The following is a 26,873-nucleotide window of genomic DNA, read 5'->3' on the forward strand; positions in this document are numbered from 1 at the left end:
GATCGACCGCCGGTCACCCCAAACCATCGACCTCGGAATCCCGGCTCCACGACGGCCGGACACCCCAACAGACCAAGATCGCTAGTTCAGAGAATACGCAGCAGCGAGAAGCCAGCGCGGCCGAACATCTGGCGCTTGAGCATTTTGATCCGGTTGACATGGCCTTCGACAACGCCCGAGCTCCAGGGCAGGGTCAAGCCGGCGATGACGGCGTCGCGGTCGCGGTCGATGCCGGCGGCGAGGGGGTGGAGGCTGGGCAGGTCGTCCTGCCGGACGGCGTCGAGCCAGTGGGGCAAGCGCTCGCCCTGGCGCTCGGTGAGCATGGTTGCGAAGGAGCGGACGTGCCCGGTGAGGGCGTCGGGTTCGGAGCAGTGCATCCGAACGGCCTTGAGCTGGAGTTGTTCGGTCTCGGTGAGGGTGTCCGGACGGCGGAGGATCCATCCGGCGACGGTCCGAGGCGAGGGCGGCCGGGCGGTCACCGGTTGCGGTGAGGTGCGCTTGTCGTGCAGGTAGGCGCGAACGCGCTGGTAGCTGCCCTTGTAGCCGAGTGGCACGATCTCCTCCCACAGCTTCCAGGCGTTGGTGCAGCCCTCGTTCCAGCGGTCGTCCAGGTAGGGCTTGTAGTCGTCGACGGCGGAGGGCCGGTTCTGCCACTGACCGGTAAACAGCTCCTCCGGCGTCGTGGCGTCGGCGAGCTGCTTGACGGTGCGGTAGGTCATCCCGAGCTGACGCTGGACCGAGCGCCGGCTCCCGTGGACGCCGTGCGCAGACGAGGGGCCCGAACCGCGCACATCGGGCCCCTCCGACGACCCCCGCACATCAACCGCAGGCTGCTGGAACCAGCACAGAATCATCCCCCCGGCGCGGATCCCCTCGGCCCCTGCCGGACTCCTGGCGGCCGACTTGCGGCCAGGCTCCCTCCACCGGGGTCAGGCGAGGGCTTCGCGGAGGTAGGCGGGCAGCATCCGGCAGACGGCAGGATCCGCCGTCCAGCCCTAGGCGGAGAGTTCGTCCGCCGAGACGGTCACACGCCCGCTGCTGCCGGTGCGGACCACGGCCATGAACGTTTCGCCACGACCTGCCGTACCGCGGGCGAGATGGTCGGCCAGTACGCCTTGCAGATCCACACACGGCTGAACGGCTCGTACAGCTGTACCTCCCACGCCAGGAAGCCGGCATCACTCTCACGGGACATACCTGCGATCATGCCCCGAACCACCCGCCACACCGCCCCTGCCAGCCAGTACTGTCCGAAAGCAGTCCGCGGTCTGTTGTTGTCAGCGGGCCGAGGGCGTCGCCCGGGTCGGGACGCGCTCGGCGGTGGCTGCTGTCACAGCGGTGAAACGGGCGGTCTGCTCCAGACGGTGCTGGACGGGACGCGGGGGCCGTTGATGGATTCCGCCCGCGGTCTAGGGGTTGCCGCTGCCTTCCGCAGTGGGGGAAGTCCGCCCTGGCGGCAGCAGCGTGCTCGGGTGTACTGAAGCAACCAGAACACTCGCACCGGTCGCTTCTTGTGTTTCCCGGAGTAGAAGAGCTGGTCGGCAGCTTTGCGGTCGATCGGCAACAGGGTTCCGTCGAGCAGGACGAAAGCCTTCGTCGAGGCGTCCCGCACCGCCGCTTCGAGGGTGGGTGCGAGGTCGGCGAGAAGGGCGACCGCCTCGGTGATGTAGCGGTAAGCGGTGGTCGTGCCGACGCCGAACCCGGCGGCATGCTGGGCATACGTCGGCCCGTTGCGTAGGTGTGCAAGAGTGAGAAGAGCCTGGCGGCCCGCGCTCAGGCGTCGCAAACGGGTGCCGATCACGCGGCGGCGTTGCCGGAGTCGTTCTGCGAGGAAGCGCAGGGCAGAGCTGGACACGTCGCCGCCCGATGGGTAGACAAGCACACGAAGCCACTGGTGAAGACGGATTTTCTGGGTCGAAACCCCTCTACCGGGATCTGCACCGCGCTGTCAGCCCAACTGGCGAGCATTCTCGGTAAGTTGGAAGAAGACTCGCACACCGACTGATATGGGGTGACCGTGCCGTCCGAGACCGGTTCGCAGTCCGTCAGGTAAGCCGCCCGCCGCATCGTGGATCTCGTGCTCACCGAGGGCGACGTCTACCTCGACAGCCTCCCGGACGACGTCCAGGTCTCCATCGCCGGTCCGTTGATCGAGGTGGCGAGGATACTGGACGAGCCTACTGGCGACAAGGAGTTCCGAGGCAGCGTCCGGCTCCTGCTGGAGGTGGGTGCGGACGTGGCTCCCCGCATGCCGAGCGAGCTGCGTGACCTGTTCGAAGAGCTGCGTTTCGCAATGCGGGGTGTGACCGTGCGCTGAACGGGATCCCGGACGAGAGGGCTGGTCGAGGCTGGGCAGAACGGGACCTGGGCAGGGTGAGGTTCAACCGAGTTGAAAAAGGCTCAATGTCTGACGCCGATGAGCCCAAAGCGATCGACACGAGGCCGCGGCGCTGTCACATCGCGCCGTTGCCGTCCTGCAGGGCACCATCGAGGACAGCCATCCCCTTCTGGCCACTTGCCGTAGCGCCGACCGTTCCTGAGCCTGTTCGAACTCCTGCCGGCCGCTCTCGGCGGCCCCATCGCCCCAACGCTGTGAAAAGCCCCTGGGCGGCGGGGCCGCGAGCGTAAACTCGTCACGAGACGGCACGGTGCAGCGGACGGTGGGGGCCGACACCATGGAGCTGGGTCGGCAGGCAACCGCAGCGGATGCGGAGCAGGCGCGGGACCTCGTGGCCCGGTTCCAGCTCGGCATGGCCCAGGGCATCGATCCCGCCGTGGAGCCCGCCGATCGGGTGGCGCTGACCACCTTCGACTCGGCGTGGCTGGACCTGTGGGCGCCGCCCGGCACTGACACCAGGCTTCCGTGCCGGGAATGCGGGCACACCTTCCGGCTGGGCGATCAGGTCTTCCTGCGGCACGACGAACAAGGCAGGCTCGTGGCCGTGCTCCACCACAGCAGACGATTGCCGTGCAGCGGGCGCATCCCACCGGACGAGGTCCTGGAGCCGCCCGCCGTCGATGCGTTCTTCCAGGGCCTCGACGAGACCGCGCCGCCGGTACACGGGCCGCCGGTGACACGGGTTCCCTCCGATGACCCGCGGGTCCCCGAGTCCGGCCGACGGCGCTGCTTCGTGTGTGCGCAAACCCTGCGGACGGGCGAGGCAGTGGTGGTCTGCCCGTGCTCGCCGGTCGCCGGACGCTGTCTGATGACGGTGCACCACGATCCGGCGAACGGGCTGGACTGCATGCGGCAGTGGCAGCCGGACCTGAAGGTGGAGGTCTGCCCCCTCACCTACGGCCCAGGGCGGCAGACCTGACATGGGCCGCTATGACCGGCATCGGCTCATCCCCGACTGGAGCCAACAGGAGATCCAGCGCGCGCACGTGGTGATCTGCGGGGTCGGCGCGCTCGGCAGCGAGGTGGCCCGGCTGCTCGCCGAGGCCGGAGTGGGCTCATTGACCGTATGCGACCCGGACCGGATCGCCGAGTCCAACCTCAGCCGGTCGCCGCTGTTCAGAGACCGGGACGTGGGACGGGCGAAGGCCAAGGTGGCCGCGGTCGCCCTGGCGGACCTCTCGCCCGGGATCCTCGTGCGGCCCCGAACCGCGCCCCTGGTCAGTGGCGTCGGGCTGGCCGAACTGCGCGACTGTTCCCTCGTCGTCAGCTGCCTGGACTCCATCGCCGCCCGCGTGCAGCTGGCGGGCCGCTGCAACCTCGTGGGCGCCACCCTGTTGGACGGCGGGACCGGCCCCTGGGGCGGCGAGGTCCGCCTCTACCGCGCGGGCGGCCCGTGCTTCGGTTGCGCCCTCGGCCCGGTGGGCCGGTCCGTGCGTGACGACCCATGGGGCTGCGATCGGGCGGTGAACGTCGAAGCCGGGGCGTCGGCGCCGGTCTCCTCGCTGATCGGGTCGTGGCTGGCCGTCACCGCCGTACGTCTGCTGTGCGGTGCCGATCTGCCCACTCGCGTCCTGCGGGTGGAGGCGGCCGCATGGGACACGGAGCGGGTCGGATTGCGCCGGGACCCGGAGTGCCCGCTGCATCTCGCCCTGCCCGAGCGCGACGTGTCGCGGGTCCCCCTCGGCCACCATGCCACGGTCGGCGAGCTGATCTCGCTGCTCGACCCCGGGGAGAGGCCGATGAGCTGGTCACCACTGGGGAGCACGAGCGGAGAGTCCACATGGCTGGGCGATGCCGCGCCCACGGCGAGACTGGCCGATCTGGGCGTGGCGCCGCGCGAGATACTCCCCGTGCTGGGCTCAGGTGAACACGACCCGATCCGGTACGTGGAGCTGTCGGAAGCCGTAAGCGAGGGGGAAACCAGGTGAACGGGTCCGAACGCACCCGGCTGGTCGAGCTGTTGGCCCAGCTGTACCCGACCCGCGCCATGGCGCAGGAGCTGCTCGTCGACGTGGGCTACCCGCCCCACCTCGTGCCGGGGGGATCCGAGCCCGCGATCGGCTTCTGGCACCAGATCGTACGGAACCTGGAACTGGGAGCCATGCCCGACGGACTGTCGTCGCTGGTGCGTCACGCCCGCCGGGTGTGGCCGGGCAATCACACCCTGGCCGGCATTGACGAAACCCTGGCGGATGAGGCCTCGGCCGAGGAGGTCTGTCCGACGGTGGCCTTCCTCGGGGGCGGTGACACGGTCGGCCTGCTGGAACTGGTGCGGGAGGTGGCGGACCCCTCGGCGGCACTGCTGTACAGCAGCGAGATGCAAACGGCCATCCGGGTCTCCGGAATGAACGAGGACGCACTGGCCCGGCTCCGTACAGCCGCGCGGGAGAGCGCGCCCGACTGCGAGGTCCTCTTCGAGGAGTACCCCTTCCGGCCGGTGCTGTTGGATCGGCTGGAGCTGCTGGGACCGGACCGGCAGCTGTTCGAGCTGGCGACGGTGCCGAACACGACCCTGCCACGGGACATCGTCCCCGCCGTGTGGGCGCATTACGGTGTGGACGAGCGCGCCCCGGGCGGCCAGCGGCGCGCCGTGGTCGACTACCGCGACGAGAACGGCGAGATCCGCCGCCTCAACCCGGACGTGACTCTGCACGAACAGCAGGTCCGGGACGGCGGGGTCCTGGAGGTCTCCGCCGAGTCGACCGCAGGCGTGGACGCCGCCCTGCGGATCGGCGCGCTGCGACGGGCGGGCTCCGACATCCTCGAATTCGCCGCCACCTGCGAGGAGTTCCGGATCCTCGACATGGACGATGACCGACTTCCGCTGCGGATCACCGCGGAACTGCGGGTGCCGGGCTTCGCACCGCCGGACGACACCGGGACCTGGCCGCCGGTGCCCAAGGTGGTGCACCGGCATGAAGTGCTCATCGCTCTGCCGTCCGAGTTCCCTGTTCAGGCGCCCCTGGTGCTCTGGCTCACCCCGGTGTTCCACCCCAACGTGGTGGCCGACGGCGAGGGCAAGGGGCAGGTCTGTCTCGGTGTGCTGGCGGGGGGCTACCGGCCGGACACGTCGCTGGCCGAGCTGTGCAAGATGCTGATCGACATGGCCTCCTACCGGAACTATGGGGTCCTGCCCACGAGTTTGCCGCCCTCTGCCGATCCTGCGCAGCAGCTGTCCGACCTGCTCGACGCGGGGGACTACGTGAACCGCCGGGCCGCCGCGTGGGCGTTCTCCGCGGAGGGCCGGGAGCGGATCGCGGCACTGGGCGGCAGGGTGCTGTCGGCTCCGAGCCCTGCCTCCACCCACATCGTGCTGAAGCCCCGCACGGACCTGGAGGGCGGCGGACATGAACGGTGAGCCGGCGCGGCGCGCCCCAGGACCGACCCTCCGTCCCGTGCCGGACCCGCTGCCCCGCGTGCACCCGGCGCTGCTCGGCCTCCCGGAGGCCGTGGACGCGGTCACGGTGCTGCTACGGCCCCGGGCCGCGGAGGAGTTGCGTACCCTGCCCCTGTCCGCACGCCTGGAGGAGGGCGGCTTCCTCATCGGGCGGCCCGCGCAGCTCGCCGACCGGCACGGTGTCCCCCAGCGGTATGTGGCGGAGGTCCACGAGATCGTCGCGGCGCGGCACACCGTTGCCACCGCGACCCGCCTCACCTTCACGGTGGACACCTTCGCGGCGCTCAACGCGAGGCTCGCCGGCCGGGAGCTGGACCGGCGGCTGCTCGGCTGGTACCACTCGCACCTCGGCGTCGGCCCGGTGCCGACGCTGTCGAGCATCGACAAGGCCATGCACACGGCGACCTTCCGCGCGCCGTGGCAAGTGGCCGCGGTCATAAACGTCGATGACGGCCGTCGGTCCCTGGGCTTCTTCGCCCGCACCGCCACCGGACTGCATCCCTGCGCCCACTGGGTCGCCGACGACCTGGGCTTGTGCCACCGGGGGACCGCATGAGCAACCCACGAGTGCGCCTGGTGTCGGCGACCGGCGACGCCCCGGTTCCACCGGATCCGGAATCCTCTGTGCGCGACGTGCTGGCGAACTCGGGATGCCTGCTCCTGCGCCCTTTGGCGCCGGGCACGGCGGACCTCGCCTGGCGTGATGTGGAGGTTCAGGTCGTCGCGCGCGCGGACGTGCCGGAAGACACGCCGGTCTATCTGCCGCCCATGGCTTCTCCGGCGCCCGGCGGAGACCGGTCCCGGTTCCCGCGCACGCTCAGCGACGACAGGGCCGTCCACCTCGCCTACGGCCACCACATCGACGAGGTCGCGGCGCTGCTGCGGGTCGGCCTGTCCGTCCTGGTGCGGGCCGACGAGGCCGTCGTACCCCATCTGTGGCGGCCCATGACCGAGCGAGCGGGTCTGCGTGCCGTGGACGTCGGGCCGAGCGCGGACCCGGGGCACGAGCCGACCCGGCCACTGCTGCACGCCCTGGCCGCTCCCTCCGCGGAGTACCTCCCCGTCATTCTCGACCTGGCGCTGCTGGTCTCCTCGGCCGGAGGGCCGGACCAGGCCGACGCCGTCGCGGTGCTGCATGCCGCGACGGAGCGCCCGCTGCTGGCCTTCGCGCCGTCAGGGCGCGTACTGCCGACGCAGGTCGCGGAGCGGTTCAGCAGGATGATCACGCTCGCTGGCTGCCCGGCCCAGGTACGCCTTGCCCCGGCGACGGAGCCGGTTCCGATCGGGCGAGCGCTGGTGACCGCGGACGAGAGCGCCCACTTCTCGGGATACGACCCCGAAGAGCTGTCTGCGCAAGTCATGGGGCTCAATCCGCTGGAGGTGCGCGCGGCGATGCGCTTCGCGGTGCAGCGCACCCGGACCGGAGCCGCGATCCATGAACTGTATGTCGCCCTAAGGTCGTTCAAGGCGCGCACCGCCCCGCTGTTCACCGTGCCCGACGTCAGCTTCCACGACGTCGCCGGCTACGACGACGTCAAGGAGTGGATGCGGCACACGGTGCACCTCCTGATGGGCGAGAGCCGGCTGCCCGCCGAACTCGCGCATCTGCGTTCGAAGCTGGTGCCGCGCGGCCTGATCCTGCACGGACCTCCGGGCACGGGCAAAGGCACCCTGGCGACAGCCGTCGCCGGCGCACTCGGCGCCACCGTCTCACAGACGGGCGGCCCCGAACTGCTCGGCCGCACGGCGGAGGAGAGCGAGGGCAACCTCCGGGAACTGTTCCGACAGGCCCGGCGCAACGCGCCGTCGGTCGTCGTGCTCAACGAACTCGACGCCATCGCCCACCGGGTATCCCGGTCCTCGGCGACGACGGACGGACCACAGCCGTCGCTGACCGGCTGCATTCTGGCGGAGATCGAGGACTCCAACGGCAACCAGTCCGCGCCGGTCCTGGTCATCGGGGTGACCAATCGCCTCGACATTGTCGACGAGGCACTCCTGCGTCCCGGGCGGTTCCACTCCATCGCCGTGGACCTGCCGGACTATCAGAGCCGGCTCGCCATGATCAGGCTCTACGGGCGGCGCTACGCCATCGTCGTGGACGATGTGGACGAACTCATCGCGTCGGCGACCAGCGGGCTGAGCGGCGACCAGATCCACGCCGTACTGCGCGAGGCGTTCGTGGCCGCCTACCTGCAGGATCCACCGGAGCCACCGACCCCGAGGCAGCTGGGCAGCCTGGTGGGCCGGGCCCAACGGGCAGCGCAGGAGCGGCGACTGACCTACTGACAGGCAGCCGTGTCCGCTTCGGCTTCGGGCACAGCGGTGGTGAGGGCGGCCAGCAGACAGCGGGCTGCCTCGCACAGCTCCCGGTTCCGCGCATCTGGGAGCAGGCCCGGTACGGGGCCTCTCGCGCCCGCCGGTCGCAGGCGCACGGCCTCCGTGAGCACCCGTGCGTCCAGTTCCAGGGCGTCGTAGGCCGTGGGATCGGCATGGAAGGCCAGCGCGGCGGCCGTCACCACGCCCGTGACGGACCGCTGCCCACTGGACAGGCCCGCGAGCAGGCGTCGGCCCGCTGCGGCCGTGGGTGCCACGGGCAGCAGATCGACCAGCCGGGCGCCACCGAACCGGTCGTAGCGCGTGGACGCCAGCGCGTCCGCGATCACGTGCGCCTCCGGGTCGGCGGGGAGGCGGGCTCCGTCCGCCGGGAGCCAGCCGTCCGGAGGATGCCCGGCTGCTGCCGCGGCACTGCGGCACAGGGCCAGTCGGGTGGCCGCGGGAGGATGGGTGGGGCTGTCCTGCGGTCCGTTGCCGAGTTGGTCCAGCAGGTCTGCGAGGACCAGCGCGTATGCGGGGCCGCCGACGACCGAGGCGCACACGTCGGCGAACGCCTCGCCGATCCAGTCCGTCCACCGGCCGCACCGGGAGGAGTCGAGGCCCGCCGCCGCGACCTTGGCGTGCAGGTCGTCGGTGAGGGAGAAGTCGTCCTCCACATGATGGCCGACCTCGTGTACCACCGTCAGCGCCGACGGCAGATGACCGCGGCAGTGCCAGGGCATCTCGATGACCGGGAAAGGCAGTCGTGACACCGCCTCCTTCCCGACGCCCGTGTGCACGCCCCCGCGGGGCAGCAGTTCCCGGTACGCGCTGCCTCGGCGGTGCGCGTGCGGGACGGCGTGCCTGCTGAACCCGACCAGCGGGGGCTCCTTCGGCACGAGGTCCGCCTGCTGGGCGGCGGCCGCGTCCCGCAGCGGGCGGTAGCACTCCCAGGCCAGCTCGTCGGCGACGCCGAGGAACGCCTCGTGCTCCTCGGCCCGCCGCAGCATGAACCGGCCGCGGAAGAAGTCCCAGACGTGGAAGAGATCGAGCACCAGCGGGGGGACGTCGGCTCCGCGTCCTTCGGCCAGCAGCCGGTCGGCCCGGTCCAGTCCGGGCTCGATCAGCCCGCGAACGGCCGAGAGCTGGCTGCGGTGCTTCTCCAGGACCTGGCCCTCCTCGCCCAGGTCCTGCCAGCGGCCCAGCTCCGCGCGCAGAGCTGCGATCATGTGGTGACGGCGTGCCGTGCGCCGCCCCTCGTCCGCCTCGTCGGTCACGTGAAGGTCCTTGAGAGCTGGCAGGGAAGCGCGGAGGGTGCGGCGAACACCGCGAGGGAAGGGTGCCGCTGCGCCCACGCCCGCAGGACGGCGCGCCAGGGGTCGCCGGGCGACGAGGTGAGGGCGTCGCTCAGCGACTCGGCATCCGCCGAGGTGCCCGGCGGGCCGACCGCGACGACCATCCTGGCCTGCGAGCGGGCGAAGACGGTCGCCGCAAAGAGATTGCGGGCCAGCACGGTCTGCCGGTCATCCCGATGGGCCGGGTTGCGGGCGTTGTCCAGCACGACGCCCGGCTCCTGTCCCGGAGGGTGGGCGTCGACCCGGTCGATGACGTCGTCGACGCTGATGTGGCCCTCGCCAGGGATGTCGAGGACGGGTTGCCGGCTACCGTTGTCGAACAGCGGTGTGCCGCGGACCAGCAGCACGTCGACGGGATGGGCGGGCGTCGGGGTGGCCTCGTCCAGGGCCGCGCGCAGGGCCGTGTCGGCCAGGGGGCCTTCCGCCGGACAGTACGGAGCGACCAGCCGCAGGGCGGCGCGGGTGAGCGGGCCGAGCAGTCCGTCGGGCACGAGGGAGAGGCCGAGACAGGCGTTCAGGCCGAGCTGGAGCCGCCGTACGTCCTTGCGCCGGGCGGGACCGGGCATGCTGCGGTACACCAGTACAGGCCGGTCGGCGATGCCGAAAGGCCACACCTGCTCCCATGGCAGGGCCTGGACGAGCGGTGACTCCGCTTCGATCCGGAGCGCGGGCGACCGGTGGAACTCGGGTCCCTCGCCGTGCAATCCGGCCTGGACGGGCTTGCTCAGGGCGGTGACCGTGCCCTCGGCGAGCCAGCGGTCGGTGGCGGCGCGCTGCCAGGAGGCCGCGCCGTCGACGCGCATCGAACGCTCTCCGGGCAGGTCGGCGAAGATACGTACGGGTGTCGTGCCGGTCTCGGGTGAGCCGGCGGCGGATGGTGGGCTCTCGGGTCGGCGCAGGGAGCGGTCGACGGCGGCGAACGACGCCCGGTGCATGGACGCGTCGGGATCGGTCGCCGTGGACCTCGGCTCGCACAAGTCGCGGATCGCCGGCCACCACCGGTGCGTGCGCAGGGCCGGGTGGCTGCTGTACTGCGCGATCAGCGTCAGCGCGCGCTCGGCCGGTGTGAGCCGCACCAGCACTTGGGCGAGGCGGCGGACCGGGGCGGAGGAGGGCTCGACCCGATTGCTGCAGGCGAGGGCGTACAGCGCGCTGAGGACGCGGGTCAGCGGGGGATCGGCGGGATCGTCGGGCAGCGGTCGGAAGCCCTCGGGGACGGACGGGCCGGACGGCGATCGCCAGCTGAGTTCCAACCGGAACAAGCCCTCGCGCAGCCATGTTTCGCCATGATGCCCGGTGGAGTGCGGGGTGCGGGCCGGCAGCAGGCGCTCGGCGCGGGCCGGGTCACCGGTGTCCCGCAGTACGGCGACCGCCCGCAGGCATGCCAGGCGGGCGTAGGGCTCCTGGGCGTCGAGGTCGTGCCAGATCGCGGACGCCCCTTTGTACGCGTCGGCCGCCCTCGCGTGCTCACCGAGTGCGGCCAGGACGTCACCGAGCACCTCGGCGTGCGCGGCCTTCTCCTCCGGCGCCCGTTCCGCCCGCTGCCCGTCGATTCGCTGCCCGTCGATCAAGAGGGCGAGTGCCGAGGCGGAGTTGCCGCGGGCCAGCTCGGCGCGAGCACGCAGGCGCGCGGTTCGCGCCTGGTCCGCGGCCTCGGCCTCTTCCACTTCGTCCAGGGTGGCCAGTGCGGCCGACGGCCGGTGCCGGCGCAGCAGCAGCGCCGCGTGGTCCAGCAGCACACGGCGGGCGGCCGGGCCTCCGCGGCCGGCGGCCGCCACCGCCCGGGCGCTTGCGGCCAGTGCCTCGTCGTCGAGTTGGGCACGCTCGGCCCAGCGGGCCCAGGCACGCGCGGCCAGGGCCGCGATCTCCCACTCACGCAGGTCCTCGGCGAGCCGGCAGACCTCGCGGAAGGCGTCGGAGGCCGTGTCGTCCCGTTCGTCGAGGTGCTCGGTGGCGGCCCACAGCAGGTCCAGCCGGTCCCGTGCCGAGCTGGCAGTGCCAAGGGCGGCCAGATCGTCGGTGAGCGATGTCGCCTGGTAGGGGGCGAATTCATGGGGCCCGTGCGCCACGATCCGCAGGGCCAGCATGCGGGCCCCCCGCAGTGCGTGCCGGTCGGTACCCGCCGTCTCGGCGGCGAGGTTGAGATGGCGTCGGATGTCGGCGCGTTGCCGCCAGCGCCGGTCAGGGTCGGCTTCCCGCATGGTCAGCCGGAAGGAGGCGTGGGCGATCTGCTGGTGGGCCTCGAGGCGCAACTCGGTGAGTGCGGTGTAGTCCGGGCCGAGGATCTCGCCGGCGAGTTGCTTCAGGCCGTCGAGGTCGCCGTCGGCGAGGGCTCTGCGCAGGCCGGCGCGCCATCGCGCCGGTGCCGAGGGGTCGGCCACCTGGAACCGGTGGTAGAAGGCCTCGCGTGCATGGACGGTCCATTGCCCGGGGTCACGCGCGGCCAGGTCGTCGTAGCGGCGGATGAACGTCTCGTGCAGGTCCCGGAAGACCGGTTGACCGCGCACCAGATCCCGCATGGGCGTCAGGACGTCCGGGTGGAAGTGCAGGACCCCTCTCTCGCCGGGCTGTTCGTACACCCACGAGTTGCGGGCCGCGTAGGCGCGCAGCCGGTGCCAGAGCCGCACGTGCCAGTCCTCGGGCAGGCCGGCGTCCCGGAAGGGGAAAACGTCGTCGCTGCCGAGGAGATGGTGGGGGTCGCGGCGCGGGTCGTCACCGGGGTCCGCCTCCGTCATCCCTCGTACCAGGTGGTCCCGCATGAGCTGCAGGTCCTCGAAGCGCAGCCGGCGGGGTACGGCGCCGTAGCGGACAATCCAGCGCACCATGGGGTCCTCGATGCGCCGGATGACCCGCTCGATGAGGTACCGCAGCAGCGGACCGCTGTCGGCCCGGATGTCGTCCGGGGTCAGAGCGGGATCCTGTTCGATGGCGTCGGCGAACAGCGCAAGGTTCAGCGGGAGGCCGTGGGACTTGTCGATGGCGGTGCGGCGCAGCTCGGGGTCTGCGATGTTCCGCACCTGCTGGAGGTAGGCCTCGCCCTGTTCTTGGGTGAAGCGCTCCAGCTCCTGGTGGTCGATGCCTTCCGGCGGGGCGTCCTCGGGTGCGTCCGGGTCGAACGGGGCGGTGTGCGGCAACCGTTGCAGCGTCTCCAGATACATGGCGAGCTGCCGTTCGGTATGGCGCTCGACCTTGCGACGCAGGGACCGGCCGCCCCGGGCGTGGGCTGCGGAGGTGAGCTGGAGGCGGCGGTCCGGCTGCTCGATCAGGGCGTGCAGGGTCTGGACGTAGACGTCGATCTGTTCGTCGGTGAACCGCGACGGGCGGCGCAGTTCGTCCCTGACCCGCCGGGCGGCCTCCTCGAGCAGATACCGGCGGTGGCGCGGGTCCGTGACGGAGTCCAGCAGGGCCACCACTTCATCGAGGGCGTCGTGATCGGGCACGGTCCAAGAGGTGCCGGTGCTCAGTTGTTTGAGGGGAACCCACAGCACATCATTCGTGGTGGGGGATCCGAGCGGTAATATGAGGGGCCGGTCCGCCGCCGGCCGGCCGGTCTCCACCTTCGGAAGGTGGGCCTTCTTGCGGACCTCCGGCTCGTGCCGTGCGAGACGCTCACCGAGGAGCGGAATGCGCAGCACCTCGCTCACGACGTCGAGGTAGGTCTTCACATGGTGGGGGCCAAACGCCCGCGGTGAGCGCCGGCGGGCGTCGGAGAACTCAAGCAGTACCTCGCCTGAAACACGTTTCCGCAGGTCGTAGCGGCCGGCCAGGACCAGCCTGAGTGGCGGACAGTCGCGTACGACACGGGCCAGCAGACGCAGGATCCCCTCGGTGCCCTCGCGGTCGCCGAGCAGCGGCTCCTCCAGGGTGTCCACGATGACCAGGACCGCGCGATCGAGGGTGTTCAGGCGTGAGACGAACCAGTGGACGATCTCCTGCCGTACCGTCTCGTCGTCGGGCAGCGCGCTGGCCGCCACCGGGCTGCGATGCAACAGCACCCGGTGCCGGGCAAGTTCGTGGAGCGGGGAGAAGCGGCCTTCGGGCAGGCGCAGTCGGAGCTGCTCGACGATCTCCAGCAGCAGCAGTTCGGGCCACCGCATCGCGTTGCCGGGGTCGATCACGTCGAAGTCGATGCGTGCGCACGGAGTGTCCTGGGGGATCGGGACGCACACGCGTGAGACCAGCCAGCGCAGTTGGATCGTCTTGCCGATGCCCCCTTCCCCGTAGAGCTGCCATACGCGCGGGCCGTCTCCGGCCAGGAACCGCAGCGCCTTGTGGCGGATGTCGGGGCGTTCCATGAACCGGGCACAGCGTGCGTAGTCCGCGCTCCAGTAGTCCCGGGCCCGCAGATAGGCGCTGCGGTCGCGCCGCAGCCGGGTGAGTTCGGCGGTCAGCATCGGGTGCCTGTCGGGGTCCTCCAGGACGGCGAGCAGATCCCGGCAGCGGGCGAAGTCCCGGGCGGAGTCGGCCTGGGTGAACAAGTCGGTGAACAGGGCGGCGGCGCCCGGCGGGTCGGTGATCAGCAGATGCCGCAGTTCCTCGGCCGGCTCGGCGCGCCGGCGCCAGTGCGCGGCGAGTTCTCGCTCCACCGAGGCCAGTTCCGCCAGTGGGCCGCCGCCGGGACGGGTCGCCAGCCAGTCGGAGAAGTACGCCGTCCGGTGCGCGTCGCGCAGCAGGAACCGCCCGCTGCCCGGGAGTCGTTCGAGCAGACCACCGGCTTCGAGGTCGTCCGGCGTCGGGGCGTGGTCACCCGCACGGGGCCGCAGGACCACCTCGTACACGGTTTCGTCGAAGGGGCCGGCCAGGGCGGCGAGCCGGAGCAGCGGCCGCCAGTCTGCGGGCAGTTGGGCACGGTGGATGGCATCGAGGCTCTCCCCGGCGGCGATGCGCCGGCCGAGTTCCCGAAGCCTGTGCGCGGCGTCCGCGGCGTGATCGGTCACGGCCGCAGTCCCCTGCGTACGGCCACGCCCATGGTCGCGTGGACCTGGCTGAAAAGGTTCACGGGGAAGTGGCTCGTGTCCTTGAGGAACTTGTCGTACCCCTCGAAGACCGGCAGGGCCGTGTCGAAGGGGATCTCGGCGCGGGCGCAGTAGTCCCGCGCCAGCCGCATGAAGTGCCGTGTCTCGAAGTCACCCAGGGTGACGAGGTTGACCAGGGCGGCGTCCTGGGGCGGGATGTGCTCGCGTACCCAGGCCGGGTCGGCCACCAGCACGAAGCGGAGCCGGCCGGCGAGGCCGTTGAGCACCCTGGGCGCGAGGAGGCGGGGATACAGCTCCTGCCGGAAGGATTCGGGGAGGATGTACTCCGGATGGTCCAGGACGACGAGGTGCCCCCGCTCTTCGGCGGGTTGCCCCAGTGCGTCGGCGAAGGACCGGAACACGGCGTTCTTGCGGTCCTCCGCACGGGGCGCGTCGTCGTTGAACCGCAGACCGATGTCCTCGCCCGTCGATGGGCCGACGTCCGCGTGTGGATCGGGCAGTTCCCGGCGGAGTGTGTCGTGGAAGTCGGTGAAGGCGGCGCCCGGCAGACAGCAGGACTGCCGTTCGTCGCAGCAGGCGTTGCGGATGGTACGGAGTGCGTCGAGCCAGTCCTTGTGGGTCACGCTGCGAACGGTCCGCCGACCGTCCTCTTCTGTGCCCTCATGGGTCAGTTTCTCGCGAAGGTCCACGTACGTGGTGGCCTCTCCGCGCAGCAGGCAGGTCATCAGCCACCAGCGCGCGAGCCAGGTCTTGCCGGTCTGCGGCCCGCCGGACTGGGAGTGACCGGTGATGACGAGCAGCCTGCTCAGCGGCCGCTCCGTGCCGTCCTCGGCCATCGCCCACCATCCTTCCCGGCGCTCGTCGTGCCGCCCCAGGAACAGCCGCAGACAGCTAAAGTCGGGATGGTCGGTGAGCTGCAGCGCCGTGGCTTCGGGCAGCGGGAAGCGTACCGGCAGAGTCAGTCTGCCTGTACGTACCGCGGTCAGCACCGGCAGCGCCCAGGCGGCCGTGGCATGGTGGGCGGCGGCCAGCTGGTCCCGGGCGGCGGCCACGGCGTCGTCGAGGGGGCGTCGCTGGGCCAGGGCGCGGTAGAAACCAGCGGAGAACCGGGTGGCTTCGACCGGTGCCACGTCGCCCTGGAGGGCGATCACCGCCTGGACGCCCCGGTCCAGGAACGCCTCGGTCAGACCGTTCTGCGGGACCGTGCTGTCCATGCCCTGCCGACAGGCGTTGATCACGACCAGCCACGGCCGCCAGGCGTTCATGAGCCCCTGCACGTGATCGGTGGTCAGTTCCCAGTACTCGGCGTCCGGATCGACCGGATCGGCGGCGCCCACCGCACGGTTGAAGGCCACGGCGGAACCCAGATCCACGCCCGGCAGCGCGCCATGGCCGATGAGGTGTAGCACATGCGGCTTCAGCCGCACCAGCGCGTCGGTCAGCGACGCCGGGTTCGGGCCGTCCAGCACATGATGGTGGACCTGGCCGCCCAGCTGCACCAGCGCGGCGCTCCACTCGGCGAGTTCGTCGTCGGCGAGCAGGCTGTGGTCCTGCGGGTTGCAGACGACGAGGAGGACCCTGAGTGGTCCGAGTTCTTCCTGCCCGGGCGCAGAATCGACGGCGGCCGGTGCGCCCCTGACGCGCCGCCACCGCTGTCTTCGGTCGCGGCAGACCCAACCCGAGCCGTCGTGCAGCAGCTCCCAGGGCAGCGCGCGCAGTCTCAGCGGACCGATGTCGAGGCCCACGCGCAGCGGCCGCTCCGCGGTGCTCCTGGCCAGCAACTCCTCCCACAGCCGTAGGACGTCGCCGGTGACGAGTCCGTCGTACAGGCGCCGTCCCACGGCCTGCCGCTGCACGGCGGTCGCCGCGGGGGACACGGCGTCGGCCAGAGGCACACAGGACGCGGGGCTGTCTGCGGCGCGCGTCAGCTCGGGATCGAGCGGTGTGCAGGCCTCGGTGCGGTGGACGACGTCCGTCAGGCGTACGACCAGCCGCTCGACGCCCGGTGCGGTCTCAGCGGCCTCATGGCGGACCTGGAGCAGTACATCCGCCGCCGTGCCTCCTTGCACTTCCACAGCTCGGCGGTCACACGTCGTCGCCGGACGGCCGCCCGAGCTGCTCCCGACGCGGAACCGTCTCGAGCACCGCACCCGTGTCGTCCAGGGCTTCCTCGACCAGCAGCGGTGGGACGGGGGCGCTCGCGGCTCCCCGGCCGGGCTGTCTCGGCCCGTACTCGGCCTGGACGCGCCGCAGCCAGCTGCTGCGCAGCCTGACGACCTGGTGCAGCGGGGCCGCGGCCTGGGCGATCCAGCGGAAGCTCAGGTTCTGGCTGCGGGTGAGCGAGGCGCCCACCGCGACGTCGAGAATCTGCAGCGCCTGTGGTCCCGCCCCGCCAGCGAGCCGCAGTTCGGCGCTCGCGCCGCTGTCGACGCCCACGAGAACGGTCCCGGACCCGGCGTTGATCGTCCGGGTCACCGCGTGCAGGGACTCCTCCCACCTGTCCTGCCAGAACCGCCGCACCATGGTCTCGGCCAGCCGACGCACGTCGGTGAGGCCGGTCTCCGTGACATCGCGGTAGACGATCAGCACGCCCGCGGCACGGGTGAACCGGACCAGGACACCGGCGTCGACGGTCCCGATCGTGGCGAACGCCGGGTCGGCCACGCCCGCCGACTTCAAACGCACTTCGGCTGCGCCGCCGGAGTCGTAGACGAACTCGCCCGGCGGACCCGGCTGAGCCAAGCTGAAGGTGATCCGCCGCCCGGTCAGCGTCCCCGCGGTCCGTACGGACCCGTCGCGTACGTCGAGGACGTCTCCCGGCGCGATCTGCTGGGACAGGGGCCAGGTCAGCCACCAGTCCGCCCAGACGTCGCGCATCGCTCGGCGGTACGCGTCACAGGGCTCGACCATAGCGCGCTCTCCTCCCCCGGGCGGCGCCGCCCCGCCTCGCAGCAGGCTAGCAGTGCGGTCGGCGGTGGTGCATGACGATTCGACAGACGCGATCGGTCCCACCGGAGTTGCGCTCCACGACTCGTTCGCAACCGCCCGCTGCCTGACCGGAGCAAGAGGCGGCGGATTCAACGGGCGGCCAGGCCGTTTCGCGGCGGCTCACAGTCGGAACCTCACGTCCATCCTGATTTCTCCCAACGCGGCGGGGCACCAGGCCGTGAGCTATAGGCTGTCACCATATGTGCCTGATCCCGTACAGTCCGCGTTGCCGGTGCTTCCTCACGGCCGGTCCAGCGGTTGACCAAGAGAAGCAATATGGACATTGAGTAGCCCGATCTCCTGGCGGCGACTCCCCAAAGGGGAGAAAATCGGGCTACGGCCGTCCGGCTGACGTCGCGGAGTCTTGGTGCCACCGGAACCCGACATTGAGTAGGACGCCGGGGACTCTTCGTCAGGCACCCGGAAGTGTTGCTTCGAGCATGTGAATCAGATCTGTGATCCGCGATCGCTGTGCAGGATGCACCCGTCGACGTGTTCACGCCGGGCCACGGCGTTGTCCAGGGCGGCTACGGCGAGGCGGGACTTCATCCGCGCATCAATGGAGTAGCCCACGATCCTGTTGCTGAAGACATCTTTGATCGCGCAGAGGTACAGCTTGCCCTGGCCGGTGGCGTGTTCGGTGATGTCGGCGAGCCACAGCCGGTTCGGGCCGGACGCGGTGAAGTTGCGGCTCACGAGGTCGTCGTGCATCCGGCGGGCCGGCCTTCTTGCCCCGGCCACGCTTCTTCCCGAAGATACTCCACCAGCGGTTGTCCCGGCAGATCCGCCACGCGGTGCGTTCGGCCATGCCGGCCCCGGCACCACGGGCTTCATCGGCCAGGAACCGGTAGCCGAACTCCGGGTCGTCGCGGTGGGCGTCGAACAGCGCGTTCGCGCGATATGCCTGCTCCAGCACGGCGTCGGCAACCGGCTTGCCCAGCCAGCGATAGTAGGGTTGTCTGGCGAGCTTGAGCACCCGGCACGTCACCGTGACGGGCACCCCGTCCACGGCCAGCTCTTTCACGAGCGGGTAGATCCTTTTCCCGGCAGATGCGCCTGCGACAGATAGGCCGCGGCCCGGCGCAGGACCTCGTTCTCCTGCTCCAGCAGCTTGATCCGCCGACGTGCTTCCCGCAGTTCCGCGCTCTCCTGGCTGGTCACCCCGGGCTTGGCCCCGTCGTCGACATCCGCCCGGCGCATCTACTTCCACAACGTCATCGGATGGATGCCGAGGTCAACGGCGGTCTGCTTCTGTTCATTTCCTGCCCGCACCAACGCGATGGCGCGGGCGCGGAACTCAGCGGGGTAGGCGCGGGGCATGTCCGGCAGCCTTTCGTGAAGGCCGTCAGTTAGCCAGCAGAACTGGAACCTGAGAGGTGGGGCAGGTCAAGATGTCACCCGATCGTGCAGCAGACCCCATCGCCAACGTCCTGACGGGCCCGAACTTGCCGTCCGTCGCGATGAGCGCAGGTCCGGCGACGTAGTGGTTGTAGAACTGCTGCACACACGCGACAGCAGACGGGTAGTTGCGCTAGCCGTAGGCCACGTTCGGGGCGTCCGGGTTGGCCTGCGCGACACCCGAAAGTCCGATCACCGCGAAGGCCGCCACGGCCGCTATCGCACCCGCCCGCTTGCCACTGCGCTTCACCATCACTGGGTCCCCCATTCGAGCCAGATCCATGATCAAATTCTGTCGATGGTAGCGGCTCCCCAGGCCTGCAGCGCTTGAGGCCTCTCACACCCCCGCACCGATTCCCGTGAGGCAACCCGGACCCTCGGCGCACGTCCCGGCGCGGGATCCCGCGATCCTCGGTGCTCCAGGCGGGGCGCCGTGCCCAGCCATCCGCAACCGGCCCGCCCCTCTCACCGACGGTGCGGCCCCGGGAGCCCGCCTGACGCTCAGGCCCGCGCTGCTGGTCGAGTGCCCGCCCCGCTCGCAGGGAACCTAGCCGGGCGGGCAAAGCGAGGCACCCGCGCGCATAGGCTGTTCACGGCGCGGCGCGAACAGGCTTTCTTCGGCCTGTCCGCCACCGCCCTCCTGCTGACCGTCATCAGCACCGCCCCGGCACTCGCCGAGCCTCCCCCGCCGCCCTCGACGGCAACCGCCCGCCAGGAGCTGGCGGCCCTGGCCGTGGTCGTGCCGTTCGATGGACGGCTACGCCCGGGACAAGTTCGCCATCTGGTCCACCCAGCCCGGCGGCTGCACCACCCGCCAGCCGGTTCTCGCCCGGGACGTCCAGGACAAGCCGGACGGCTGCCAGCTCGCCTCCGGTTCCTGGGATCCATACCGTGGCCACCGCAAGCACTGGGCGAAAAGGCCCCTGCACGCCGCCCAACACCCACCAGGTCCTCATGTCCGACAAGGCCCCCTAACGTCCTGGCCTCGCCCCCCACGAGCCGCGCAGCGCCTTTCTTCGGCGCTTCGAACGACGCTGGCACACCCTCAAGGGGGATGAGGTTCCCCCGTGGGGGCGGGGGCTGGAAACGCAGTGTCAGTACCCGCCCCTGGCGAGTGGCTTTACGGCGCGGGCGTCCTCCACTGTTCGTCGGCGCGGCCACCGTTCCAGTCCCAGAGTTGCACACGCCCGTTGTTCTGTCCGGCCATCTCGGTGGCGGCGTCCAAGTAGCGGAGCCCGTGTCCGTTCTGAAGGTAGATCGTGTCACCGCCATCAGGGCTCCACACGTACCACTGCTGGTAGGCCGTGCCGTTGCACGACCAGAGCTGTACTCGGTTCCCGTTCCGGCCGCCGCCGGCAGAGTCGGCGTCCAGACACTTGTTACCCGCCACGTTGTAGACGGTGTACCAGTAAGTCATTCCCGGGACCGCCCGGAACTTCCAGTGCTGATAGCTAGTTGAATTACAGCCCCAGATGTGAACCAGGTCCCCGTTACTGCCGATACCGCTGGAATCAGCATCTAAGCACGGCACCCAGTTCACCCGAGAGTTGTTCAGATTCTCGAACACAAGGGCGTCGGTGACGAAATGCGGCGTGACATCCGAAACCGGGCTCTTGGGGACCGACCTCGCGGGCCTGTCCGCAAAGCCGAAAGGCACTGAGGCAGACCTGGCCGGAGCTACCACCGGCTCGGCAGACACGGCCCGGGCGCTGGCCGGTGCGGTACCGACGACAGCCGCCAGGGCCGCCACGGCAAGGGCATGGGCGCTGAAGAGAGAGATACGGCGCATGAGCTCGGAAGACCCTTCGGATACATGGCCTTCACGCCGGGCCGGACTCACTTGCCCGGCGGAGGTCTACGGATTCCTGACACACCCATGAGGCGCTGAACCCGCCGAGTGTGACCCGACAGCCCGAACTATGACCCATGTCACTACTCGCCCCGGCGATCGTCGCCTATCCCCCGACGACCACGATGAAGGGCCCGAGGTTACTGGCGCCGACAAGGCGCTGCCTGCCGTGTGGCCTGGCGAGTTTCACCGCGCAGGCCCGATCTCCGGCACCTGCAAAGCGGCCGCCCTGCCTCTCAGCCGAGGCGCTCTGCCGGCCTTGGGCCGACCGTCTCAAACCGGGATCACCGAGGAGTCGTTGCCACACCGCTCCCGCGGGCGTGACGTGGTTCTGTTCCAGTGGTCGCGGGAATCAGACGACCTGGCGCGAGGTGGAAGAGCCCAGGCGGCCTGCGGAGGCTAAGCCTGCTTCGAGGGGGAAGTCGATCGGTGCGGGCAAGTGCGAGATGCGGGCCGGCGGCAGCCGCTGGCGTGGCGGTGCCGCCGGTTGACGGGGTAGGCGGTCTCAGCTTTCGCCCTGCCCCGCACGTGCCCGGCGGCGCTGGGCGACCGCGGCGGGCCGGGCAGGGTCAGGTGAGGGAGTGCGTTTGATGGCGCGGCTGACGATGGCTGTCTCGACGTGGCTGATGCCCAGCCCTACCAGGTCACGGGAGAGGAAGTCGTAGAGGGCGGTCAGGTCTGGGAAGTACGCGGCCGCGTGCAGGTTCGAGGGTCCCGACGTGGCGAACGCGCCATGCACGGCAGGATGATCGGCCAGCGCTTGCCCGGCCGCGGCCAGGTGGTCGGGGGCCACGTGCAGCAGGAGTTTGGCCTCGATGGGGAGCCCGAGCTGGCGGGGATCGACGAGTACCTGGGTGATCAGGCGGCCCTGAGCGGTCAGCTGGGCGATGCGCCGACGCACCGTGGTCTCGGAGTGTCCGGTGCGAGCGGCCAGGGCCGCGGCGGTCAGCCGCGCGTCGGGGGTGAGGGCGCCGATGAGGGACTGTTCCAGAGCATCGGCGTCGACGCCGTACGGGCCCGGGGAATCGGAAGCCGCCGCCCCGGGGACCGGCTCGGCCAGCGTCAGGGCCGCGCGTTCCGGTGCGGTCAGCACCTGGTGCCGCCACTCGGAGGTGAGTCGGAAGACGTGCAAGATGGTGGCGCTCTCCAGGGACGTGACCGCCTGAGTGGAGGGCAGCTGACGGAAGACCAGCGGGTCGCGCGAGCCGGGCTCCGTGCGAGCGACCGCGAAAATCTCGTCACCCGAGGTAGTGATGTCGATGAACGGGATGTCCTCGCGCTCCGCGAGTGCGGCCACGATTGCGTCGAGCTTTCCGCGAAGTACCCGGATGCGCAGGAACAGGGCCCCGGCCGCGCCCCCGTTACGCGGTCGCGCGACAGGCGAGACCACCACGCGCACGGTGCCGTCGGCGCCGAACGCGTGCAGCCGGCGGCGCACGGTGGCGGGGCTGAGACCCAGCACCTGGGCTGTGCGCTCCGCGGTGAGGCGGCCGTCGCACTGCAGCGCGGCCACCAATCGCTGGTCCACGAGGCTCAGTACAGAATCCGCCGATACGCGCGCCATGAAGGCAAGTTTCGCCCATTCCGTCGCGCTGTGGAACCTGCCCCGGGGACCGCACCCCAAGGATGGATGTCATCCGCCCCCCGGTCCCGACCTACGTCAGCGGACCCGAGCCGCCAAAGGAGCACTCGATGATCCTCGATCCGCGCATCTGGTTCCCCAGCCTGACCCGCTGACCGCCCGCACCATCCCGGCTGCCACCCGCGACCCGGCGAAGGGGGCATGCGGCCCGACGCGACGACGCCTCGCCCGGCCGCAGCCCGACTTTCCCGAATACCCCAGAGCCCCGAACCCGAGAAACGACGGACTGACCACGGAGGTCCATGTGCCCGCGTCCAGACAACGCGAAAAACTAAGCTTCGCCAGCGGTGACACCTCGTGCGCCGCCTGGCACTACCCGGGGTCCAACGGCGGCTGCGTGATCATGGCCGGAGGCACCTCGGTGACGAAGGAACCGGCCTCGGACCTGTTCGCCACACGGTTCAACGACGCCGGTTTCGCCGTCCTGGCCTTCGACTACCGACGGTTCGGCGAGAGCGGGGGCGCGCCACGCCAAGTCGTCCGCTTCGGTGAGCAGATCGCCGACTGGCAGGCCGCGATCGAGTGCGCGGCCGGTCTGCCCGACGTCGACCCGGACGGGATCTCGCTCTGGGGCTTCTCGCTCGCAGGCGGCCACATATTCCGTGTCGCGGCCGACAATCCCCAACTGGCCTCCGCGATCGCGCAGACGCCACTGGTCGACGGCCGCGCCGTCGCTCCCCACGCGCTGCGCTGCATGACGCCCCTCGCGCTCCTGAGGCTCTTCGGCCGGGGCGTCACGGATGCACTCGGCAGCCTCGTCGGACGGCCGCCGCTGCTGGTTCCGACCGCCGGAGCTCGCGGCACGGTCGCCTCGCTCACCACCCCCGACGCCATGGACGGCGACCGGGCCCTGGACCCCGGCCACCGCTACACGGACTGGGAGCAGACGGTCGCCGCCCGGATCGTGCTGCGGCTCGGCGGGTACCGGCCCGGCCGCCATGCTTCCCGGATCCGGTGCCCGCTGCTGGTGGTCGTGTGCGACCAGGACCAGAGCGCGCTTCCAGGTCCCGCCGTCCAGGCGGCCCAAAAAGCACCGGAGTCCGAGGTGGTCCACCTGACGGGCCGGCATTACGCCCCGTTCCTCGAAGCGCACGAGGACGCCGTCGAGGCGGAAATCACTTTCCTGGAAAAACATCTGACACGTTCACATGCCGCTCCAAGAGGAGTGTTGAACAACACTGAGTAGTTCAGTTGCGTGCGAACAGTCCAGTGGCGGCAGTTGGGTAGCCAGGTCACGTTGCCGCCCCCGGTCCCCTCGGAACCGGATGTGCCAGTCATCCCGGCATCCGGCTCAAGCAACCCACAAGGGCTTCGCAGGTCAGCGGGATGAAGCGGCCCGTTTGCCGTCGCCCGCATGGTGCTGGCGATGGCATTCGGAGTGAAGAGTAGGGGAGCACCACCTGTACGCATACCGAGGGGCCGGGCCGCTGTCACCAGCTAGATGGCACCCGCGGCCTCGTCAGCGGCAGCGACTGCCATGGCGGTCGTCTCCGCCGCCGTAACGGTAGCCGCTGTCACGTCGGGGACGGCTCCAGGACTCGTCGTCGACGAAGCGGCCCAGGTCGTCGTACAGGGTCGCGGTGTCGCGGTCGTTGTTCCAGACCTAGGTGCGCCGGTCCTGGTACACGTCGGTGCGGCTGTCGCCGCCTTCGCCTGTGTGGGCACGGACCGTGGACCGTCCGTCGAGACGGCAGTGGTGGAAGGTGAGCAGGCTCCGGACTGGTTGATCGGTCCCGGAGGCTCGGTCGCTGGCCTCAGCTCTCTTCAGGCGGCGGGACGCGTTCGAAGCCCAGGGCATGCATGGTCTCGCTCCCGCTGTCGTCGAAGAGTGCTGGCAGCTCCACCGGGCACCGGCATCCAACCATCCGGCACCCGCGATGCTCCCAGAAACCCTAATATCGAACAACCGCGCCCATGCTGACGATCCATCGGCCCCGCCCCACGGGCCACTCGTATGACGGTGCCGCAGGTCGCCGATCTCATGGAGTGCCGCCAGGTCACGGTGCGCGAGGCGGTGCACCGTTTCCAGCAGCACCATCTGACGCCATCGGCACGGCCGTTGACCACGCACTCACCCGCCGACGCGCACGCATCCAGGAATCAGCAAGAACCTCACCATTTTGGCTGCGCTTGGCCAGCGTAGGCGGACTACTCCAGTAGGGCGGCGAAGCGCCGGGCAAAGAGGTAGGCGTCACCGGGCCAGCGAGCGGAGAGGTACCGGCCATCCTCGACGACGAAGGCCGGGGTGTCGTCGGTGGCCGTACCACGCCGCCGCAGCTCGACCGGCCCACGCTCGAAGTCCGCGGGGTCGTCGAGCGCGGCAACCACCTCGTCCTGGACGTAGGCCGGATACGTCCGGTAGTAGCGGCCGCGCCGCCACGCGGTGAAGAAATAGGCGCTGCGCTCCATGTACTTGGGCAGACAGGTAGTGCGCCGGCCGGCGAGGACGCTGCGGCCCGTGGCCGGATCGACGCTGCGGGCGAGCACGAGGACTCCGTGGCAGATGGCGCCCACCGGCCTACCCGTGGCCCAGAAACGGGCAACCTTCGCCTGCAGGGTGCGGGAGCCGAGGTACTGCCGCATCCCGGGTGCGTGCCCGCCCGGCAGGAGCAGCCCGTCGTACTCCTGCGGTTCCACGGCGTCCCAGGCGAGCGGAGCCCGGAAGGCGGCCTCCCCAGTGAGTTCGCGGTAGAACTCCTTCGGCTCCGGCTCCGCGCCAAGCTGCCCGAAGAGCACACCGGTGAACAGCAGCGGGTCGGCCTGCGGCGGCTGGCCGCCGTGCTCGGTCGCAAACACCACCTGGTGCCCGGCGTCGCGCAGCAGCCGCCAGGGAACGGCGACCTCGGTGACATCGAAGTCCCGGTCCGGCAGCGGAAGGAGGATGCGCATGACTGAATCCCTATCACGGCGCAGCCGTCGACCAGGCACTCAGGCGACAACGCACAGGTGCCCAACGATCAGCATCGGACTTCACTTATGCCGCTTAGTACTGCAACGGTGCTTGCCGTGACTGATGGCCAGATCGGTCGTTGGTGTGGTTATGGGTGGGGACCTTGCTGAAGTCAGGTTGTGGGCGGGTGAACTGGAAGCTGTGCATGAGCGGTTCGTGCACCGTTTCAGCAGGTCGGAGCCGCGGGAATCCGCATGGCTTATATGCGGGGACTGATCGCTCCGCTGCAGCGGAAGAATGGCTGGACGCTGGCGGAGGAAGCCGGGACGCTGTCCTGGTCGTGGGCGACACGGGCTTCTCGAAGAAGGGCATGCGGTCGGCCGGGGTCCAGCGACAGTACTCCGGCACCGCCGGGCGGACGGAGAACTGCCAGGTCGGCGTCTTCCTCGCCTATGCCACCGACCGCGGGCGGACACTGATCGATCGGCGCCTTTATCTGCCCACCTCCTGGACCGACGACCGCGAAAGGTGCCGCCGGGCCGGCATCGACGACGAGGTCGCCTTCGAGACCAAGGTGGCCATGGCCAAGGCGATGGTCCGCCGCGCCATCACGGACAAGATCCCGTTCCGCTGGGTGACCGCGGATGCCGCCTACGGTTTCTCCAAGGGCTGGCGCTCGGCGCTGGAGCGGGCGGACGTCTTCCACGTCATGGCCACCACCCGGCACGACACCGTGGTCACCCGCTGGGCGATCGACCATCCCGTCCACGACCTGTTCAACGGTCTCGCCCGGCAGAAATGGAAGCGCCGTTCCTGCGGCAACGGCGCTCACGGCCTGCGGATCTACGACTGGGCACGCGTCGAGGTGCGGCCCTGGCACCGACACGACCGCCGCCATTGGGTGATCGCCCGCCGCAGCGTCGCCCGCCCGCAGGAGATCTCCTACTACATCGCCTACTGCCCCGCCGAGACCACGCTTGACGACCTGATCCGCATCGCGGGCAGCCGATGGGCCATCGAGGAATGCTTCCAGAGCGCGAAACAGGAATGCGGCCTGGACGACTACCAGGTCCGCCGCTACCCCGGATGGCACCGCCACATGACCCTGGCCATGGCCGCCCATGCCTGCCTGACCGTCCTGAGAGCCCGGGAACTTGAGACCGGGAAAGCAGAAACGGATCCTCCCAGCTCACCCACCTCAGCCTCGCCGAAATACGACGGCTGATCACCCGCCTCACCGACCGCCGACCCACACCCGTCGAGCACATCCTGCACTGGTCGACCTGGCGCCGACGACGACAACACCAAGCCCGCACCAGCCACTACAAACGGCGCGGACACAGCCCCTGAACTGGCCATCAGTCACGGCAAAGACCGTTGCAGTACTAGGCGAAGGAGTACCTCTCATGTCTGCCACCGTCTCCGTCCCCGGCACTTCCCGCACGCGGCGTCTGGCACTGCTGGTGGCCACGACCGGCCTGGCGGTAGGCGGCGCCATGATTCCGGCCAGCGCCTTCGCCGCCTCCCCGCCCGAGCACGCCGCGCCCGCCGCGGCGGCAGCGTTCCACGGTTCGCACGGCCACGGCCGTTCCACCACCAAGACCACCACGACGACCGAGACCACCACCAAGAACCGGCGCGGCACCACGACCACCAAGACCACC

At 70.4% G+C, this 26,873-nt stretch carries 19 protein-coding genes and 3 pseudogenes; 9 read left to right on the top strand and 13 right to left on the bottom strand.

Annotated elements, in window-relative coordinates; genetic code table 11:
• Window positions 1–86 precede the first annotated feature (86 nt).
• The 3 genes and pseudogenes from AC07CM_RS47345 to AC07CM_RS47355 all read right to left on the bottom strand — a co-directional run.
• Complete coding sequence (locus tag AC07CM_RS47345; RefSeq protein ID WP_478882782.1) at window positions 87–719, bottom strand: ISL3 family transposase; 633 nt, start codon at window positions 717–719, stop codon at window positions 87–89.
• 305 nt (window positions 720–1,024) lie between these two features.
• Window positions 1,025–1,195, bottom strand: a complete 171-nt coding sequence (locus AC07CM_RS47350) for a hypothetical protein (RefSeq protein ID WP_478882783.1) — start codon at window positions 1,193–1,195, stop codon at window positions 1,025–1,027.
• A gap of 297 nt (window positions 1,196–1,492) precedes the next feature.
• Window positions 1,493–1,882 (bottom strand): annotated as a pseudogene (locus AC07CM_RS47355) (helix-turn-helix domain-containing protein); the annotation flags it as partial.
• A 195-nt stretch (window positions 1,883–2,077) separates the two neighbouring features.
• On the opposite strand from AC07CM_RS47355, the gene AC07CM_RS47360 reads away from it, so the two are divergent.
• The 6 genes from AC07CM_RS47360 to AC07CM_RS47385 all read left to right on the top strand — a co-directional run bounded on the left by AC07CM_RS47360 (window position 2,078) and on the right by AC07CM_RS47385 (window position 8,084).
• Complete coding sequence (locus AC07CM_RS47360) at window positions 2,078–2,317, top strand: hypothetical protein (RefSeq protein WP_478882784.1); 240 nt, start codon at window positions 2,078–2,080, stop codon at window positions 2,315–2,317.
• Between the two features lie 331 nt (window positions 2,318–2,648).
• Window positions 2,649–3,317, top strand: coding sequence for a hypothetical protein (locus tag AC07CM_RS47365; RefSeq protein WP_478882785.1), 669 nt, complete (start codon window positions 2,649–2,651; stop codon window positions 3,315–3,317).
• A gap of 1 nt (window position 3,318) precedes the next feature.
• On the top strand, window positions 3,319–4,326 hold the full coding sequence (locus AC07CM_RS47370) for a HesA/MoeB/ThiF family protein (RefSeq protein ID WP_478882786.1): 1,008 nt from the start codon (window positions 3,319–3,321) through the stop codon (window positions 4,324–4,326).
• Window positions 4,323–5,756, top strand: coding sequence for an effector-associated domain EAD1-containing protein (locus tag AC07CM_RS47375; protein ID WP_478882787.1), 1,434 nt, complete (start codon window positions 4,323–4,325; stop codon window positions 5,754–5,756). The genes AC07CM_RS47370 and AC07CM_RS47375 overlap by 4 nt, the downstream gene beginning before the upstream one ends.
• 37 nt (window positions 5,757–5,793) lie before the next feature.
• Complete coding sequence (locus tag AC07CM_RS47380; protein ID WP_478882788.1) at window positions 5,794–6,351, top strand: hypothetical protein; 558 nt, start codon at window positions 5,794–5,796, stop codon at window positions 6,349–6,351.
• Complete coding sequence (locus AC07CM_RS47385) at window positions 6,348–8,084, top strand: AAA family ATPase (protein ID WP_478882789.1); 1,737 nt, start codon at window positions 6,348–6,350, stop codon at window positions 8,082–8,084. The genes AC07CM_RS47380 and AC07CM_RS47385 overlap by 4 nt, the downstream gene beginning before the upstream one ends.
• Here the strand turns inward: AC07CM_RS47385 and AC07CM_RS47390 are convergent.
• The 9 genes from AC07CM_RS47390 to AC07CM_RS47430 all read right to left on the bottom strand — a co-directional run bounded on the left by AC07CM_RS47390 (window position 8,078) and on the right by AC07CM_RS47430 (window position 22,205).
• Window positions 8,078–9,388 (bottom strand): hypothetical protein, encoded by a 1,311-nt coding sequence (locus AC07CM_RS47390; protein WP_478882790.1) that lies wholly within the window; start codon window positions 9,386–9,388, stop codon window positions 8,078–8,080. The two genes, AC07CM_RS47385 and AC07CM_RS47390, sit on opposite strands and share 7 nt — an antisense overlap.
• Complete coding sequence (locus AC07CM_RS47395) at window positions 9,385–14,403, bottom strand: hypothetical protein (RefSeq protein ID WP_478882791.1); 5,019 nt, start codon at window positions 14,401–14,403, stop codon at window positions 9,385–9,387. Before AC07CM_RS47395 ends, AC07CM_RS47390 begins: the two co-directional genes overlap by 4 nt.
• Complete coding sequence (locus AC07CM_RS47400) at window positions 14,400–16,517, bottom strand: CHAT domain-containing protein (RefSeq protein ID WP_478882792.1); 2,118 nt, start codon at window positions 16,515–16,517, stop codon at window positions 14,400–14,402. The genes AC07CM_RS47395 and AC07CM_RS47400 overlap by 4 nt, the downstream gene beginning before the upstream one ends.
• Before the next feature lie 10 nt (window positions 16,518–16,527).
• Window positions 16,528–17,352, bottom strand: a complete 825-nt coding sequence (locus tag AC07CM_RS47405) for a hypothetical protein (protein WP_478882793.1) — start codon at window positions 17,350–17,352, stop codon at window positions 16,528–16,530.
• 525 nt (window positions 17,353–17,877) lie between these two features.
• Window positions 17,878–18,141: a DDE-type integrase/transposase/recombinase gene (locus tag AC07CM_RS47410; RefSeq protein WP_478882794.1), complete on the bottom strand. Its 264-nt coding sequence runs from the start codon at window positions 18,139–18,141 to the stop codon at window positions 17,878–17,880.
• Window positions 18,142–18,450: 309 nt separating this feature from the next.
• Window positions 18,451–18,630 (bottom strand): hypothetical protein, encoded by a 180-nt coding sequence (locus AC07CM_RS47415; RefSeq protein WP_478882795.1) that lies wholly within the window; start codon window positions 18,628–18,630, stop codon window positions 18,451–18,453.
• A gap of 331 nt (window positions 18,631–18,961) precedes the next feature.
• Window positions 18,962–19,111, bottom strand: coding sequence for a hypothetical protein (locus tag AC07CM_RS47420; RefSeq protein ID WP_478882796.1), 150 nt, complete (start codon window positions 19,109–19,111; stop codon window positions 18,962–18,964).
• A gap of 837 nt (window positions 19,112–19,948) precedes the next feature.
• Window positions 19,949–20,617 carry an RICIN domain-containing protein gene (locus AC07CM_RS47425; protein WP_478882797.1) on the bottom strand — a complete coding sequence of 223 codons (669 nt, stop codon included), beginning with the start codon at window positions 20,615–20,617 and terminating at the stop codon, window positions 19,949–19,951.
• 565 nt (window positions 20,618–21,182) lie between these two features.
• Window positions 21,183–22,205 (bottom strand): Lrp/AsnC family transcriptional regulator, encoded by a 1,023-nt coding sequence (locus AC07CM_RS47430; RefSeq protein ID WP_478882798.1) that lies wholly within the window; start codon window positions 22,203–22,205, stop codon window positions 21,183–21,185.
• Between the two features lie 475 nt (window positions 22,206–22,680).
• Between AC07CM_RS47430 and AC07CM_RS47435 the strand changes: the two genes are divergently transcribed.
• A complete protein-coding gene (locus tag AC07CM_RS47435) occupies window positions 22,681–23,505 on the top strand; it encodes an alpha/beta hydrolase (protein ID WP_478882799.1) in 825 nt (274 codons plus the stop codon).
• A gap of 962 nt (window positions 23,506–24,467) precedes the next feature.
• Here AC07CM_RS47435 and AC07CM_RS47440 read toward each other — a convergent pair.
• A complete protein-coding gene (locus AC07CM_RS47440; RefSeq protein WP_478882800.1) occupies window positions 24,468–25,208 on the bottom strand; it encodes a type 1 glutamine amidotransferase domain-containing protein in 741 nt (246 codons plus the stop codon).
• Window positions 25,209–25,359: 151 nt separating this feature from the next.
• On the opposite strand from AC07CM_RS47440, the pseudogene AC07CM_RS47445 reads away from it, so the two are divergent.
• Both AC07CM_RS47445 and AC07CM_RS47450 read left to right on the top strand, forming a co-directional pair.
• Window positions 25,360–26,434: pseudogene (locus tag AC07CM_RS47445) on the top strand (IS701 family transposase).
• A gap of 181 nt (window positions 26,435–26,615) precedes the next feature.
• Window positions 26,616–26,873: pseudogene (locus AC07CM_RS47450) on the top strand (hypothetical protein); the annotation flags it as partial.

This window comes from Streptomyces sp. NPDC044061 (genome assembly GCF_056434305.1).

What these genes read in the sequence shown, in the direction of transcription:
- AC07CM_RS47385 (WP_478882789.1), top strand. Translation starts at nt 6,348, where the DNA reads ATGAGCAACCCACGAGTGCGCCTGGTGTCGGCGACCGGCGACGCCCCG.
- AC07CM_RS47425 (WP_478882797.1), bottom strand. Translation starts at nt 20,617, where the DNA reads ATGCGCCGTATCTCTCTCTTCAGCGCCCATGCCCTTGCCGTGGCGGCC.
- AC07CM_RS47345 (WP_478882782.1), bottom strand. Translation starts at nt 719, where the DNA reads ATGACCTACCGCACCGTCAAGCAGCTCGCCGACGCCACGACGCCGGAG.
- AC07CM_RS47350 (WP_478882783.1), bottom strand. Translation starts at nt 1,195, where the DNA reads ATGTCCCGTGAGAGTGATGCCGGCTTCCTGGCGTGGGAGGTACAGCTG.
- AC07CM_RS47410 (WP_478882794.1), bottom strand. Translation starts at nt 18,141, where the DNA reads ATGCACGACGACCTCGTGAGCCGCAACTTCACCGCGTCCGGCCCGAAC.
- AC07CM_RS47415 (WP_478882795.1), bottom strand. Translation starts at nt 18,630, where the DNA reads ATGCGCCGGGCGGATGTCGACGACGGGGCCAAGCCCGGGGTGACCAGC.
- AC07CM_RS47370 (WP_478882786.1), top strand. Translation starts at nt 3,319, where the DNA reads ATGGGCCGCTATGACCGGCATCGGCTCATCCCCGACTGGAGCCAACAG.
- AC07CM_RS47420 (WP_478882796.1), bottom strand. Translation starts at nt 19,111, where the DNA reads ATGGATCTGGCTCGAATGGGGGACCCAGTGATGGTGAAGCGCAGTGGC.
- AC07CM_RS47440 (WP_478882800.1), bottom strand. Translation starts at nt 25,208, where the DNA reads ATGCGCATCCTCCTTCCGCTGCCGGACCGGGACTTCGATGTCACCGAG.
- AC07CM_RS47405 (WP_478882793.1), bottom strand. Translation starts at nt 17,352, where the DNA reads ATGGTCGAGCCCTGTGACGCGTACCGCCGAGCGATGCGCGACGTCTGG.